Raw genomic sequence first — 14365 nt, forward strand, 5'->3', positions numbered from 1 at the left:
CCGAGGGCTTCGGTACAAAGCAGGCTCGCTGGCAAGCCATGGCAATCGACCCTCTGATGAACAACCACGACCCGCAGTCCAACCCCGACAGTTTCATCACCGGCACCATCGGGCCGGAGAGCCTCGCCGCGCTCGAGCAGCAGCTGGCCGAGCACCGGGCCCATCTGGCCGCACTGGGGCCGGATTCGCCGCTGATTCACCGCGCCCACGTGCTGCTCGATATCGGCGAGACCCTGATCGGCCTGGAGCGCAAGCCGGAGGCCTGGGAAACCGTGCGGCCGCTGGTGGAGCCGCTGGTGGCCGCCGAGGCCTGGCAGGAGGCGGTCGAGGCCTGCGACCTGCTCTACCGTGCGGAGCAGGAGGATTCGATCCTGGCGCTCGGGCAGGGTGTGTGGCTCGGCGTGACCTACCCGGTCAAGGCGCAGACAACCGTGACCATGCTGACCCACGTGGTGGACGAAACCCCGGAGCAGGCCGATGGAGCGGCGGTCGCGGCGATGGTCGCGCACTACATCGCAGGGCTGCGGGCCGAGGGGCGGGAACGGGACAGTCTGACGTTCCTGACCACACAGGTCATTGCCCGCGTCGCGCGCCGGCACCGCGGAATCGAGGACCAGGAAACGCTGGAAACCTGGATCGAGATGTACGAACTCAACGACACCGACAAGTTGTTCCAGCGCCTGGGCCGGATGCTCGACGCGATCGTCGGTGACCATTGGTGGTTCGATCGCGACGAGCTGCGTGCGCGGCTGCCGATCAACTGATTCGGGTTTCCTGCGCCCGCGGTCCCCATCGCGACGCCGGCGGGGGGATGAGCGGGCCATGCCGGCGGTGTCCCGGCGATGAACGGGCAGGAACCCCGCCCCAGACTGTTTCCGCCGGTGATCAGCTTTCTGCTGATCTCCAATATCCTGATGTTTCTGCTGCAGCTGTTCGCGTTCGAGCCGCTGCTGGTGCATTTCGCGCTGTGGCCGGCGGGTACCCCCGAGGTCATCGAACAGGACGGGCAACTCGTTCGGGTGCCGCCGTTCGAGGTCTGGCAGTTGCTGACCTATGGCTTTCTCCATGGCGGCCTGCTGCACCTGTTTCTGAACCTGTTCGCGATGTGGATGCTGGGCGTCCAGCTCGAGAACGCCTGGGGGTCCCGGCTGTTCGCGGTGTATTTCCTGGTTTGCGTGATCGGTGCCGGTCTGATCCAGCTGGCAGTGGCGTCGTACGGCGTGATGAACGACGAGATCTATCCGACGATCGGAGCTTCGGGAGGCGTGTTCGGGATCCTGCTCGCGTTCGGCATGATGTTTCCGAATCAGCGGCTGATCTTCCTGCTGTTGCCAGTGCCGATCCGTGCGAAGTATTTCGTGATCGGGTACGGCGCCTTCGAACTGTTTGCCGGCATCACCGGAACCGTGGCCGGAATCGCACACTTTGCCCACCTCGGCGGAATGCTGTTCGGCTTCCTGCTGATCCAGTACTGGCGCGGGAAACTGCCGCTGCGGCCACGCCGGCGGGTTTTCTGGTGGTAGGCGAAGGCAGGGTCTGTGGGAGCACCGGGATCGGCGGTGTCGTGTCGCTGGTGGCCCGGGCTCGGCGGCGCCAGCGGCATTCGCAGATGCACGGCGCGGGGCGGGGCTTGGAACAGCTACACTTGTAGTAGGGGTTACAGTGGGTTCCGGGACCGGTTCAGGGCGGTGCGGTCGCCTGTATCCCCAGTACCCGCCCGCAAGGGTGCCGATGTGTTCCGAAACGGAGGATCTGCATGGATACTGTCTGGATTGTGGTTGCGGATGCCGCGCGTGCGCGCATCCTGTGTTGCGAGGGCCGTGCGTGTCACGGGCTGAGTGACGTGGAGGCGTTGTCGCACAGCGAGTCGCGGGCGCAGAACCAGGATCTGGTGTCCGATCGACCCGGACGGGGATGGGCGAGTGCCAACGGCGATGCCCGCCACGCCTTCGACGACGCCACCGATCCGGCCCAGCTGGAACGGGATCGTTTCGCTCGGATGGTGGCGGAGAGGCTCAAGGCGGCTCACCACCAGGGCGTGTTCAAACACCTGGTGATCGTGGCATCGCCGTCCTTTCTCGGCGCGCTGAGGGACGTGATGGACCGGAACGTGGCACATTCCGTGCGAGCCGAGGTGGCCAAGAACGTGGTCAAGGTGGAGGATCCAAGCACCCTCCGCTCGTATCTCCCGGACTTCCTGTACTAGTCCGGGTCAACCTCTCTGACGCCGGCCGCGAAGCATCACCGCGGTCGGCTTTCCAGTCGATCTCCGCATGCTCCGATTCGGCCGGGTCCAAGGCCGGCGCCGGCCAGCCGTGGCGGCATGATTCGCCGTCTCGGAAACGGATCCGGAATCGCGGCGAACGGGCGCGCTGCACGCGGGTCCACCAGTTGGAGGAAAGGCCAGCATTCCGTTTCGGGCAGGCGGCGGGAAGCCTCGTCGTCGCCGGCTGGCTGTCTATACTCCTTGGGCAACAGTTGAACCACGGGAAACCGCAGGAGGATCGAGATGGCAGAGAGAATGAGTGAGGTCATGAACCCCAGCGCGGTACAGCGCGATCCGCGTTTTCCGCACGCGCCGGCGGAATGGACCCCGCAGACCGCGGAGGCCATCGCACGCGAACAGGGGGTGGAACTGAATGAAGAGCGTTGGGAACTGGTGCGGGCGGTGCAGGAGTACTATCACCGCCACGAAGAATCGGGAAAAATCTCGTTGCGCGAACTGCATGATGCGCTCGACGAACGCTTCCATTCCCGAGGCGGGCGTAAGTACCTGTACGAACTGATGCCGGGCGGTCCGGTCGCGCAGGGCGCGCGGCTCGCCGGAGTCGAACCCCCGCCCGAGGCCGTCAACACCAGTTTCGGCAGCGTTTCCTGACGATCACCCCCGGCCCCGGCGCGATCGCCGGAGGCCGGGGCAGCGAGTCGCGGGTTCAGGCGACCTGGCGCTGCGGCTCGGGCAGTTCCAGCGTTTGGCGCGCGGGGCCGAGAGGGTCCGCGCCGATGGTGCCGACCAGGCTCTCCAGGTAGTCGGGGCTTTGCACCCGTGCAAGCGTTGCGCGGGCCGTCTGCAGGCGGCCGGCGACGTCGAGACGCTCCGCCTCGTCGGCGTGACTTTCGAGTTCCAGGAAGTGCTGCAGGTTGTCGGCGTGCCGTTGCCACAGGGCCGCGTCGCGGCGCTGTTTCACTTCCAGGCGCTCGCGGTACCAGTCCGACGCGAGCAGGGAGTCGCGCGTGAACATCGCCCGAACCTCCGGGTGGTGCGCGTCGCGGCCCTGGAAGTGCCCCTCCGCCATGATGTGCAGCAGCGCCCTGAGCGGCGGGCAGGCATCGTCCAGGCAGCCGTCTTCGAGGTAGCGCCGTGCGACCCGCTGCTGTGCTTCGACGATATTGGCCACGCCATCGGCGAACACGTCGAGATCCTGCGTTTCCGGACGCAGGATCGCGTCGGTGAACACCGCGCTCGGGTTATCGAAGATCTTGCCCAGGAAGTCGTGCACGAAGCGGTCGGTGATCCGGTAGCCGAGGCGGCTGGCCAGCACCTTCTGCCCCTTGTGTTCGAAATCCGCCAGGGGTTCCAGGTAGCCGTTCTCGATCATGAAGCCGGGCTCGCGCTCCTGCGGATGCAAGCGGGTCCAGATCTCTGGAATCAGCAGGCTGACGTCGTGATCGACGCGCAGCTGCGGGCCGATGTGTCCGGCCGAACTCGAGAAGCCGGCGTAGCCGGTCAGGATGAACGACACCAGTGCATTGTTCAGGTCCGCGGTCGGGCGCAGCGCGTTGAACGGGCCCTTGGTCAGCGCGCCCTCGCTGCCGGCGCCGGTCGTCGACGGGGACTTGCCGGTCAGCGAGCAGACGAAATCCATGAACAGCTCGGGCAGCTCCTGGTAATGGATCGGGTTGTACACCGCGAGCGGACGGATCCCCGGCTCCGGGGGATTGTTGCGCCGGCCGGTCAGCACTGCGTCCACCGGTAGGCACAGCGGTTCGGCGAGCGGTAGCTTGCGGTGGAAGCGCGCGCCCATTTCGGCGACATAACGCCGGACCGGCTGGACCAGGTCCGGGCGCGTCTGCAGGTAGCGCGGGTTTTTCGACGGCTTGCCGTCGACCAGCCGCGGATGGGCCGACGACACCACATAGCCGTCGGCGGCCTCGGCCTCGAGCAGCAGGTTGCGCATCGGCGCGGTGAAGTCGTGCAGCGTCAGTACGTCGTGGGTAACCGCCGACAGCGCATCGCCACGCAGTGGTTCGTAGTTGGCGAGGAAGTTCCCCGGTTGTGCCAGGTCGGCCTCGGTCTGGCGATCGAAGCCCGGGTGAATCGCCTCGTCCGGGCGCTGGAACAGCCGATACTCGCAGTTCTTCACCAGCTTGTGGCTGCGCTGCCGGGCTTCTTCCCGAGGCGGATGCGTGAGGCACTGCGCGGGCACGACCACGCTGGCGCTGATGTCGTCTTCCATCTGCACCTTTTCCGCCGCGATGTAATCCTGGCGGACCTTGAACGTGCGCCATTTGCCCTCGGTGTCGAAGCCCAGGCGCAGATAGGTGGCGATGATGCGGCGCCCGTGCAGCTTCAGTTCGTGGCCGGGGGCGCCATCCACTTCGTCGACCGACAGGTGGTGGCGCCAGTCGTTACCCCATTCCTGGCGATAGAAGCGCTTGATCAGGTACACCAGTGCGAGAATGCGCGGAGGGATCGCCTCGAGCCACTGGTTGAACTCGTCGGTATAGCTCTTCGACGGGGTCAGCAACTTGATCACCGAGCCAAGGCTGCGCTGCGGGCTCAGCGGCTTGCGCGACGGGTCGCGATCCTCGCCTTCGAAGCCGGCGCGGAAGCGGGCGCTGTAGTCGCGGTCGAAGATCTCCTGGACCCGGTCGAGATCCTTGTGCAGGTCGTCGACGAACAGCGGCCCGAAGATCACCGCATCCTCGATCGACTTGGAGATCTCGCTCTTGCCGCCGCCGGAAACCGTGCAAGGCTTGTGGCAGAAGGTGCCTTCCGGGTCGGTACCGACCAGGCGCCAGGAGGGCGCTCCCGGGTGGCGCAGCATCTCCACCTTGTAGCCGTTCGGCTGCATGTAGATCTTGCCCGGCTCCAGCCGGATGGTTTGCGTCTGCCCCTGGTGTTCCCAGGTGATGGTCTGCGCGTTCAGCGACATGCGCAGATCCTGGGGTACGTAGATGACTTCGGGGTGATGCCGATCGATGGCGTAGCCTTCCGGCTGCAGATCCATCACCGATCCATAGCGTTCGACCATCTCGTCGAAGGTGTAGCCGGGTTCGCGGGTCCGGCTGTCGACGCCGTATTCCTCGCCGTGATTGCGGCGCCGGAACGCGAGTGCGCCACCGGCGTGCTCTTCCTCGGCCAGGCCGTAGAGGTTCGCGGCGAAGCTGATCTGGGTTTTCACTTCCTTCTTGCAGTACCCGTAGTAGTTGTCCGCCACCACGGTCACGATCACGCCGCTCTCGTCACGCGCGGTGATCTTGAAGGCCTGACCGTTGTTGTAGAGCTCATGTTCCTCGCTCCAGCACATGCCATCCTGGCGTTGGCGCTCGCTGGCCTGGTCCCGGTGCGGCAGGCCCAGTTCCTTCTTGGTGCAGTGGATCAGGTGCGGTGCGAGGATCACGCAGCCGGTATGGCCGGTCCAGTGTTCGACATCGAGCGCGGCGTCGAACTCGGGCAGGTACGGATTGCCGCCATTGCCGAAGATGCTCTCGACGAAGTCCAGGTTGCTGACCAGGTTGCCGGGGGCGAAGAACCGGATCTCCATCGTCTTCTCGGCGGCCTGGTGCGGAATCTCGGGGCAGACGGTCGGGCGCAGCAGCAGCGACACGAACATCCGCGCGGGTCGCCGGGCGCTGGCGGTGAACGGCAGCGTGAGCAGATCGTCCGGCGGATTCAGTGCCGCCGCGACCAGGCGCCCGAACGCCTCGCGCGGCACGGCCTTCTTGTCTCCGGGGATCGGCAGTCCGCCCTCGGCGACGTGGAACGACCCCTCGGTGGTTCGCCGATCCTTGTCGGGGTTGTGCAGCACGCCCTGGCGCACGCGGTAGCTCGACAGGATCTCGGAATGGAACTCGTCGCCGTCCATTGGCAGCGACAGTTCGCGGGCGACGCCGTGGCGGTCCAGAATGAAACTCTGCGTTGGCAGGCGGGGCACCGGATCGAACCCGTCCAGGTAGCGCTCCAGAAAGTCCTGGATGCGCCGGTCTGCCGGGCAGTGATGCTGCGACAGCAGCCGGTTCTTCTCGCGGTAGGACTTCAGCAGATCCTGGGCGGTGTCCAGAAACTCCGCCATGTCCCCGCTCAGGAACGTCGGCTGCCCCGAGGACGCGAGTTTCAGGTTGATGTAGAGCTGGAGCTTCCGGCGCTCCGCCTCGGGATCGGCCGGGCTTGCGCCCAGGCCGAGCATGCGTACCAGGTCCATGAACCCATCCTCCAGGCGCGCCCTGTGGGCCGCGTCGTTCTCGTTATTCGGTGCCGGCAACGCTCGCGGACGCACCGCGAGGCGGGTCCGCCGGCGCGCGGACGCACAAGGGTGCCGGACGCGGCCGGTCAGTTCAAGTGAAGCGGAACAGCGAGGTGGCTCACAGGCCAGGCCATTGCAGCCCGGCCCGTGAGCCTGCTTGGGGCAGACGGCGGCCTATTCGACCGTGATGGTGATCACGTCGGACGCGACCGGCGGGTCAAAGCTGATATGGCGGTAGTCCATGAACAGCAACTGCAGGGTGTGGGTTCCTGCGGGCAGATCCAGGCTCGCTTCGGTCTGGCCGCCACCGAAATGACGGGTTTCGTCGGAGAAGGGCAGGGACGCGTCGAGATCGATGTCGTCGATCGTCGCGTTCACCAGCAGGTGGTGGTGGCCGGTGTTGTCGACCTCGACCCCGGCAGGTGCGACGCCCATGCCGCGCAGGCCCATGCGCACGGTGACCGATCCCTCGATGGTTTCACCGTCGGACGGCGAAATGAAGTAGACCTTCGCCCCTTCGGGGGGCGCCGGACGATCGGACGTGAGGCCCAGGGCAGGGGTAATGGCCAGGCCGAGAACGGCAATGGCAGGGAGCATGCCTTTCAACATCGGGATATCCTCCATCGGACAGGTTCGTTTTGGTGGTATCCGGGCCGGCTGCGCAGGCAGGGGTTCCGTTCGCTTTCCCAATGGCCCCCCGCCGGAAGACTCGCGGGAACCCTGTCATCGCAACGCCCGTCGGGCGGATCGCGATTCCGGGATTCCGCCGCCCCTGATCCTGAACGGGTTTGCGTCTCGGGTCCAGTCCCGAAGCGGCCCCGGGGAAACAGACCTGGGAGATGGCGGCATTGGATCCGATGCGCGCCCCCCGGTGGTCGCGGCTGCCAGCAGGTCAGTTCGGCGGGCCCGGCGGCGACGAGCCCGAGCTCGTGGAGATCAGATACACCCCCAGCGCGGCGAGCACCATCCAGAGGAACAGGGCCCAGATGCCCAGGTGCTCCCACAGTGGTCCGAAGAAGAACAGCATCACTGCGGCAACTCCGAGGATCACGTTGCCGAGGATGAAATAGCTGCGGGTTCCGTCGTCCTGCGTTGCCATGGTATCCCTTGAGCGGTTTGGCCGGCCGCGCGATTGTAGCAGGCGGCTCGGGTGCTCGCCGTTACCGCGCTCCGGCCCGGGGCGCCGCGACCGGGCGCACCCAGAGGCCGTCGCCGGTGTCGATCGCCTCGAGCGCCTGTCCGAACAGCTGTTCCAGGGCGGGCACGTGAAACACGTCGGCGGTGCGGCCCCAGCAGAGACCGCCGTCGGGATACATCAGGATCAGGTGCGTGCAGTAGCTGGCCGCCAGGTTCGGATCGTGCAGTGCCAGCACCGCGCCGCGCCCATGGTTCGCGACCTCGCCACGAATCAGTTCCAGCACCTGGACCTGGTGGCGCAGGTCCAGGTGGTTGGTCGGCTCGTCGAGAAGCCACAGCGGTGGATCCTGCGTAAGCAGCGTGGCAATCGCCAGGCGCTGGCGCTCGCCGCCGGACAGCGTCTGCACCTGCCGCGTGGCGAGCCCTTCCAGGTCCATCCGTGCCAGCGCCCGGTGGGCGATCTCGTGATCGTCCGCGCCCTCCAGATCCCAGGCCCGCAGGAACGGGTGGCGGCCGATCAGCGCGGTCTCGAGCACCGTCGAGGGGAAGCCGTCGTGATGGTCTTGGAACACCAGGCCCAGGCGCCGGGCGACCCGGCGCGGCGGGAGCGCAGGCAGCGGTTGGCCGTCGATCAGGATCTCCCCGGAACGCGGCCGGCGCAGGCCCGCAAGGGTGTGGAGCAGGGTGGTCTTGCCCGCGCCGTTGGGCCCAAGCAGCCCCCAGCACTGGCCTGGCAGCAGCGCAGCATCGAGTGCCATCGCGCCGGTTCGTCCAGGGACGTCGATCACCAGCGCGTTCAGCTGCAGCAGCGCCGGGCTCATGCGCGACTCCGGTACAGCAGGTACAGGAACACCGGGACCCCGAGCATCGCGGTGATCACGCCCACCGGCAATTGCTGCGGTGCGATCACGGTGCGCGCGAGGGTGTCCGCCAGCGTCAGCAGGATACCGCCGGCGAGTGCCGATGCAGGCAGCAGCAAGCGCTGGTCGTTGCCGATCACCAACCGAAGCATGTGCGGAACGATCAAGCCGACGAAGCCGATGGTTCCTGCAGTGGTCACGGCGACAGCGGTCACCAGCGCCGCCAGCAGATACACCGACCATTCCATGCGCCGCACCGCAACGCCCAGTACCGCAGCCTGCAGCGGCCCGCGGGCGAGCACGTTGAGACTGCGCCCCAGCGGCAGCGCGAGCAAGACGGCGGTGACCAGGGCGATCCAGGGGACCGTGAAGCCGCGGGCCTGCCCGAGATCCCCCATCAGCCAGTAGAGCATTCCCGGAAGCTCGGGGCTGGGCCGCACCGCCAGCAGAAAGGTGATCACCGCACCCCAGCCCGCGGCGACCACCACGCCGGTCAGCAACAGGCGGGTCGGGGTCCAGCTGCCGGTGCCATGGGCGAGTCCGAATACCAGCAGCGTCGACGCCATCGCCCCGGCGAATGCGGCACCGGACACGCTGGCCAGGCCCAGCCCGGCGATCATCGCCAGCAGTGCCCCGACCGCCGCGCCACCCGATACGCCGAGGATGTACGGATCCGCCAGCGGATTGCGCAGCAGCACCTGCATCAGTGCGCCGGCCAGCGCCAGCAGGCCGCCTGCCGCGAACGCGGCCAGTGCCCGCGGCAGGCGGAGTTCCAGTACCACCATGCGCGCGAGGTCGGAGCCCCCGCCCAGGAATGCCGCGGCCACCTCCGACGGGGCCAGCGCCACGCTGCCCAGTGTCACCGATGCAGCTAGGGACAGCAGGGCCCCGGCCGACAGGACGCCCAGGACCACCGGCACCCGCGCGCCGGCGCCCGATCGGCGAAATGCGGGCACGGTCAGCGTTCCGGCCGCCGCGCGCGGGCGAGTTCCAGCGCCTCGCACAGCAGTCGCGCGCCGTCGGCGATGCGCGGCGTGTGGCGCTGCAGCAGCGAGGGCGGAACGAAGAACAGATTGTCCCGGCGGACCGCGGTCAATGCGTCCCACTCCCGCCACGGGTGCAGCCAGTCGGGCCGGTCCTCGCCCGGACCGCCGGTGACGATGGCCTCGGGATCGGCGGCGAGCACCGCTTCGCGGTTCGGGCGTGGCACCAGGCTTTGTTCGGATGCGAACACGTTGCGCCCGCCGCACAGCCGGATGGCTTCGCCGATCAAATGCTTGTCGTTCACCGTCATCAGTGGGCGGTCCCAGACCTGGTAGAACACCGTGACCGGAGGCCGGTGGGCATGCTCGCGCCGGAGCGCCTCGATCTCGGCCTCGAAGCCCCGTGCGCGGGCGTCGGCAGCTTCCGTCTGACCGGCAAGGCGTCCCAGTCGGCGCAGGTCGGTGGCGATGCCGTCGAGGTCGGCGGGTTCACTGTAGTACACGGCGAACCCGAGCCGCTCCAGGCGTTCCAGCGCGGTTCGGGGGCTCCCGCTGGCCCAGGCGAGCAGCAGATCGGGCTCGAGTTCGAGGATCCGCTCCAGATCGACATGCGAAGCCGTGCCCACCCGGGGGATTCCCCGGGACGCGGGCGGGTAATCGGCATGTTCCACCGTGCCGACGATGCGTTCGCCAGCGCCTGCCGCGAACAGCAGTTCGGTCAGATGCGGCGCAAGGCTCACGATGCGCTTTGCGGGTTGCTCCAGCACGACCTCGCGCCCGAGATCGTCGGTCACCTCGATGCCCGCAGCGCCCGCGACCAGGGGCAGGAGGGCAACGGGCACGAGACGGAGGAAGCTGCGGAATCCGGGCATGGGTACGAGGGTGTGGGAACACGCTCTAGGGTCATTCGTATCGGCGCCCGGTGCAAGCCTGTCGCCTTCGGGGAAGGGATGCAGTCGACGTTCGACGGTGGCTGCCCTCGCTCACGCGCCCCCAGCGGGCAGGTGCGGATCGGCGTGTGGCCATGGCGGCTTTGCTACCCTATGTGGCGTTTCCATAGCCCCTGTGAGCCGCGCATGAGCATCTGTACCCGTTTCGCCCCGAGCCCTACCGGTTACCTGCACATCGGCGGTGCCCGAACGGCCCTGTTTTCCTGGCTGTACGCCCGCCATCACGGCGGCGAGTTCGTGCTGCGGATCGAGGACACCGATCTCGAGCGCAACACCGTGGAGTCGGTGAATGCCATCCTCGAGGGCATGGTCTGGCTGGGTCTGACCTACGACCGCGGGCCGTTCTACCAGACCGAGCATTTCGCCCGCTACCGGGAGGTGATCCAGAAACTCCTGGATACCGGGCACGCCTACCACTGCTATTGCACCCGCGAAGAGCTCGAGGCGATGCGTACCGAGCAGATGGAGCGCAAGGAGAAACCCCGCTACGACGGCCGCTGCCGGCACCGCAAGGAACCGCGCGAGGGCGTACAGCCGGTGGTGCGATTCCGCACGCCGGAGGAGGGGGTGACCATCGTCGACGACATGGTCCGGGGCAAGGTGGCGTTCCAGAACCACGAACTCGACGACCTGATCATCGCCCGCTCCGACGGCACGCCGACCTACAACCTGACGGTGGTCGTCGACGACATGGACATGAAGATCACGCACGTGATCCGCGGCGACGACCATCTGAATAACACCCCGCGCCAGATCAACATCCTGCGCGCACTGGGGGCCGAGCCGCCGCGGTACGGGCACCTGCCGATGATCCTGGGGCCGGACGGCCTGAAGCTGTCCAAGCGTCACGGCGCCGTCTCGGTGATGCAGTACCGCGACGAGGGCTATCTGCCCGAAGCTGTGCTGAACTACCTGGTCCGGCTCGGCTGGTCGCATGGCGACCAGGAGATCTTCACGCTCGACGAACTGGTGCGGCTGTTCGACATTGCCGAGGTGAACCAGTCGGCATCGGCAATCAATCCGGAGAAGCTGCTGTGGCTGAATCAGCACTACATTCGCACGCTGGATCCCGATCACGTCGCGCGCGAACTGGGCTGGCACCTGGGCCAGATCGGCATCGACCCCTCCGAAGGCCCGGAGCCCAGGCAGGTGGTCCTCGCGCAGCGCGACCGCTGCCGGACCTTGCGCGAGATGGCCGAAGCGAGCGTGTTCTTCTACCGCGAGTTCACCGAGTACGACCCGAAGGCGTGGCGCAAGAACCTGACCGCCGAGGCCCTGCCGGTGCTGCAGGCGCTGCACGACGGATTTCGCGCGCTCGGGGCCTGGGAGAAAGAGGCGCTGCACCAGGTCGTGCTTCACACCGGCGAGATGCTGGGGCTCAAGCTGGGGAAGGTCGCCCAGCCACTGCGCGTTGCGCTGACAGGGGGCACCGCATCGCCGTCGATCGACCTGACCCTGGAACTGGTCGGCCGCGACCGCACGATCGCCCGCATCGAGCGCGCGCAGGCAAAGATTTCTGCAGAATCGGCTTGACAGCCTGCTGCCCCGTGGGTAAATTGCGCGCTCGCCTTTCGGGGCCATAGCTCAGCTGGGAGAGCGCCTGCATGGCATGCAGGAGGTCGGCGGTTCGATCCCGCCTGGCTCCACCAAAAGGTGAAACGCGAGCAGGATATGCACAAGTTCGGGATGATATCCCTGTACGTGGGTCTGGTGCTCGGAGCCATCGGATTGATCGGTGGTTTTGGGCTGATGTTCGCCGGCAGCGATACCTGGGCCAAGCCCCTGATCGCGCTGGTGCCCATCGGGTTCCTGCTGGTGTTTACGGGCCTGGTCGCGACCCTGCTGCACAGCCCCGATCAGGGGGTTGAGCCGAAAGGTCCGCCCGATTAGTCTTGACTGCTGTACGACGCTGCCTCTGCGTCCCCATCGTCTAGAGGCCTAGGACACCGCCCTTTCACGGCGGCGACCGGGGTTCGAATCCCCGTGGGGACGCCATCTCCTTTCTGCCGTCGCTGTGCGATGGCGCTCTGCCTGAACCACCCGCGGTATTTCAGTAAATTTCGGGTTAAGCCCGGTTTCCGAATCGTGTGGGCACGAAGGGCAACGGGTCCGTCACCCCTACGGTCATGGCAAACAGCCGCTCCCCAAGCGTCCGGGAGGCGCAGGGCCGAACGCCGTCAACCTGCGTTCCCAGGGCCGCGTGGTGCCCCATCAGAGGATCAGCCCGACAATGGGGCAATGGGGGCGGATCGACGCGGCCGTCAGCCGCCGGCGAGTTCCTTCTCGATCTTCGCCCAGGTGTCGCGCAGGGTCACCGCGCGGTTGAAGATCGGCCGCTCCGGGGTGCTGTCGAGATCGGGGACGAAGTAGCCGAGGCGTTCGAACTGGAACGGCTGGCCGGGGGGCGCGTCGGCCAGCGTGGGTTCCAACCAAGCCGTGTCGAGGATCTCGAGCGATGCCGGGTTGAGGTGTTCGATGAAGTCGCGTTCCTTGTCGCCGCTCGGGTGTGGCACGTTGAACAGCCGGTCGTAGAGCCGCACCTCGGCGGAAATCGCGTGTTGTGCCGAAACCCAGTGGATCGTGCCCTTGACCTTGCGGTCGGCGTTCGGCTGCCCGGTGCGCGACTCGGGGTCGAGGCTGCAGCGCAGTTCGGTCACGTCGCCGGCGTCGTTCTTCACGACCTCGTCGCAGCGGACGATGAACGCGTTGCGCAGGCGCACTTCGCCGCCGGGCTTCAGGCGGAAGAATTTCTTCGGCGCGTCTTCCATGAAGTCGTCGCGTTCGATGAAGATCTCGCGGGTCATCGGTACCCGGCGGGAACCCATCTCGGGGTTCTGTGGGTGGTTGGCCGCGTCGAACCACTCGGTCTCGTTCGCGGGGAAGTTCGTCAGCACGACCTTGAGCGGCCGCAGCACGGCCATCCGGCGCGGCGCGTGAATGTTCAGGTCGTCGCGCAAATGCCGCTCGAGCACGCCGTAGGGAATGATCCCCTCGGACTTGGTGACGCCGATCTCGTTGCAGAAGTTGCGAATCGACACCGGGGTGAAGCCACGCCGGCGCAGCCCCGCCAGCGTTGGCATGCGCGGGTCGTCCCAGCCGGCGACGTGGCCTTCGTCGACCAGTCGGGTCAGCCGGCGCTTCGAGAGCACGGTGAAATCGATGTTGAGTTTCGCGAACTCGATTTGCTGCGGGCGGGAAGGAACAGGCAGGTGTTCGAGCAGCCAGTCGTACAGCGGGCGGTGGTCTTCGAACTCCATCGTGCACAGCGAGTGCGTGATGTGCTCGATCGCATCGCTCTGGCCGTGGGCGAAATCGTAGGTCGGGTAGAGCAGCCAGTCGTCGCCGGTGCGATGATGGTGTTGCCGGCGGATCCGGTACAGCACCGGGTCGCGCAGATTGATGTTCGGCGACGCCATGTCGATCTTCGCGCGCAGCACATAGCGCCCGTCCGGAAACTCGCCGGCGCGCATGCGTTCGAGCAGGTCGCGGTTCTCGGTGGGCGGGCGATCGCGGTCGGGACTGTCGACCCCAGGTTCGGTCAGCGTGCCGCGCTGCGCGCGGATGGTGTCCGCGTCCTGTCCGTCGACATAGGCAAGGCCGTGATCGACCAGGTGCAGCGCGTAGCCGAACAGCGCCTCGAAGTAGTCCGAGGCGAAGCACTCGTTTTCCCACTCGTACCCCAGCCAGCGCACATCCTCCTTGATCGAGTCGATGAAACGCTGTTCCTCTTTCGCCGGGTTGGTATCGTCGAAGCGAAGGTTGGTGTACCCCCCGAAGGCTGCGGCCATCGAGAAGTTCAGTACGATCGACTTTGCATGGCCGATATGCAGGTATCCGTTGGGTTCCGGCGGGAAGCGGGTGACCACTCGGCTGTACAGCCCCGCGTCGACCTCCTTCCGAATGCGGTTGAGGATGAAATGTGCCGGCGCGCTCGTCGGTTCCGGGTGGTTCATGTCTGGTATTGCCCG

Annotated in this window: 13 protein-coding genes and 2 tRNA genes; 8 read left to right on the forward strand and 7 right to left on the reverse strand. The window is 66.8% G+C overall.

Annotation, left to right across the window (positions count from 1 at the left end; all coding sequences use genetic code 11):
- The first annotated feature begins 38 nt into the window (after nucleotides 1-38).
- From THITH_RS07320 to THITH_RS07335, 4 genes are all read left to right on the forward strand, one after another.
- Nucleotides 39-764 (forward strand): hypothetical protein, encoded by a 726-nt coding sequence (locus THITH_RS07320; protein WP_006747733.1) that lies wholly within the window; start codon nucleotides 39-41, stop codon nucleotides 762-764.
- 78 nt (nucleotides 765-842) lie between these two features.
- Nucleotides 843-1523, forward strand: coding sequence for a rhomboid family intramembrane serine protease (locus THITH_RS07325; RefSeq protein ID WP_006747732.1), 681 nt, complete (start codon nucleotides 843-845; stop codon nucleotides 1521-1523).
- 233 nt (nucleotides 1524-1756) lie between these two features.
- Nucleotides 1757-2206, forward strand: coding sequence for a host attachment protein (locus THITH_RS07330; protein ID WP_006747731.1), 450 nt, complete (start codon nucleotides 1757-1759; stop codon nucleotides 2204-2206).
- A gap of 303 nt (nucleotides 2207-2509) precedes the next feature.
- Nucleotides 2510-2878: a TusE/DsrC/DsvC family sulfur relay protein gene (locus THITH_RS07335; protein ID WP_006747730.1), complete on the forward strand. Its 369-nt coding sequence runs from the start codon at nucleotides 2510-2512 to the stop codon at nucleotides 2876-2878.
- A 55-nt stretch (nucleotides 2879-2933) separates the two neighbouring features.
- Here THITH_RS07335 and THITH_RS07340 read toward each other — a convergent pair whose 3' ends face one another.
- The 6 genes from THITH_RS07340 to THITH_RS07365 form a co-directional block, all read right to left on the reverse strand.
- Nucleotides 2934-6425, reverse strand: coding sequence for a hypothetical protein (locus tag THITH_RS07340; RefSeq protein WP_006747729.1), 3492 nt, complete (start codon nucleotides 6423-6425; stop codon nucleotides 2934-2936).
- Nucleotides 6426-6641: 216 nt separating this feature from the next.
- On the reverse strand, nucleotides 6642-7064 hold the full coding sequence (locus THITH_RS07345; protein ID WP_084222705.1) for a DUF4399 domain-containing protein: 423 nt from the start codon (nucleotides 7062-7064) through the stop codon (nucleotides 6642-6644).
- Between the two features lie 295 nt (nucleotides 7065-7359).
- A complete protein-coding gene (locus tag THITH_RS07350; protein WP_006747727.1) occupies nucleotides 7360-7566 on the reverse strand; it encodes a hypothetical protein in 207 nt (68 codons plus the stop codon).
- Nucleotides 7567-7627: 61 nt separating this feature from the next.
- Nucleotides 7628-8425, reverse strand: coding sequence for an ABC transporter ATP-binding protein (locus tag THITH_RS07355; protein WP_006747726.1), 798 nt, complete (start codon nucleotides 8423-8425; stop codon nucleotides 7628-7630).
- Complete coding sequence (locus THITH_RS07360) at nucleotides 8422-9420, reverse strand: FecCD family ABC transporter permease (protein WP_006747725.1); 999 nt, start codon at nucleotides 9418-9420, stop codon at nucleotides 8422-8424. The genes THITH_RS07355 and THITH_RS07360 overlap by 4 nt, the downstream gene beginning before the upstream one ends.
- Before the next feature lie 2 nt (nucleotides 9421-9422).
- Complete coding sequence (locus THITH_RS07365) at nucleotides 9423-10319, reverse strand: cobalamin-binding protein (RefSeq protein ID WP_006747724.1); 897 nt, start codon at nucleotides 10317-10319, stop codon at nucleotides 9423-9425.
- A 204-nt stretch (nucleotides 10320-10523) separates the two neighbouring features.
- Between THITH_RS07365 and gltX the strand changes: the two genes are divergently transcribed.
- The 4 genes from gltX (at nucleotide 10524) to THITH_RS07385 (ending at nucleotide 12392) form a co-directional block, all read left to right on the forward strand.
- Nucleotides 10524-11930: a glutamate--tRNA ligase gene (gene gltX / locus THITH_RS07370; protein ID WP_006747723.1), complete on the forward strand. Its 1407-nt coding sequence runs from the start codon at nucleotides 10524-10526 to the stop codon at nucleotides 11928-11930.
- Between the two features lie 40 nt (nucleotides 11931-11970).
- Nucleotides 11971-12046: transfer RNA gene (locus tag THITH_RS07375), tRNA-Ala, on the forward strand.
- 37 nt (nucleotides 12047-12083) lie between these two features.
- Nucleotides 12084-12287 (forward strand): hypothetical protein, encoded by a 204-nt coding sequence (locus tag THITH_RS07380; RefSeq protein ID WP_156925501.1) that lies wholly within the window; start codon nucleotides 12084-12086, stop codon nucleotides 12285-12287.
- Between the two features lie 29 nt (nucleotides 12288-12316).
- A tRNA-Glu gene (locus tag THITH_RS07385) sits at nucleotides 12317-12392 on the forward strand.
- Nucleotides 12393-12658: 266 nt separating this feature from the next.
- Here THITH_RS07385 and THITH_RS07390 read toward each other — a convergent pair.
- Nucleotides 12659-14350 carry a glutamine--tRNA ligase/YqeY domain fusion protein gene (locus THITH_RS07390; protein ID WP_006747721.1) on the reverse strand — a complete coding sequence of 564 codons (1692 nt, stop codon included), beginning with the start codon at nucleotides 14348-14350 and terminating at the stop codon, nucleotides 12659-12661.
- Between the last annotated feature and the right edge of the window lie 15 nt (nucleotides 14351-14365).

The sequence above is a fragment of the Thioalkalivibrio paradoxus ARh 1 genome (assembly GCF_000227685.2).
GTDB lineage: Bacteria > Pseudomonadota > Gammaproteobacteria > Ectothiorhodospirales > Ectothiorhodospiraceae > Thioalkalivibrio > Thioalkalivibrio paradoxus.

Excerpts from the sequence above, each read along its gene's own strand:
- THITH_RS07320 (WP_006747733.1), top strand. The coding sequence starts at position 39 with ATGGCAATCGACCCTCTGATGAACAACCACGACCCGCAGTCCAACCCC.
- THITH_RS07325 (WP_006747732.1), top strand. The coding sequence starts at position 843 with ATGAACGGGCAGGAACCCCGCCCCAGACTGTTTCCGCCGGTGATCAGC.
- THITH_RS07330 (WP_006747731.1), top strand. The coding sequence starts at position 1,757 with ATGGATACTGTCTGGATTGTGGTTGCGGATGCCGCGCGTGCGCGCATC.
- THITH_RS07335 (WP_006747730.1), top strand. The coding sequence starts at position 2,510 with ATGGCAGAGAGAATGAGTGAGGTCATGAACCCCAGCGCGGTACAGCGC.
- THITH_RS07340 (WP_006747729.1), bottom strand. The coding sequence starts at position 6,425 with ATGGACCTGGTACGCATGCTCGGCCTGGGCGCAAGCCCGGCCGATCCC.
- THITH_RS07345 (WP_084222705.1), bottom strand. The coding sequence starts at position 7,064 with ATGCTCCCTGCCATTGCCGTTCTCGGCCTGGCCATTACCCCTGCCCTG.
- THITH_RS07350 (WP_006747727.1), bottom strand. The coding sequence starts at position 7,566 with ATGGCAACGCAGGACGACGGAACCCGCAGCTATTTCATCCTCGGCAAC.
- THITH_RS07355 (WP_006747726.1), bottom strand. The coding sequence starts at position 8,425 with ATGAGCCCGGCGCTGCTGCAGCTGAACGCGCTGGTGATCGACGTCCCT.
- THITH_RS07365 (WP_006747724.1), bottom strand. The coding sequence starts at position 10,319 with ATGCCCGGATTCCGCAGCTTCCTCCGTCTCGTGCCCGTTGCCCTCCTG.
- gltX (WP_006747723.1), top strand. The coding sequence starts at position 10,524 with ATGAGCATCTGTACCCGTTTCGCCCCGAGCCCTACCGGTTACCTGCAC.
- THITH_RS07380 (WP_156925501.1), top strand. The coding sequence starts at position 12,084 with ATGATATCCCTGTACGTGGGTCTGGTGCTCGGAGCCATCGGATTGATC.
- THITH_RS07390 (WP_006747721.1), bottom strand. The coding sequence starts at position 14,350 with ATGAACCACCCGGAACCGACGAGCGCGCCGGCACATTTCATCCTCAAC.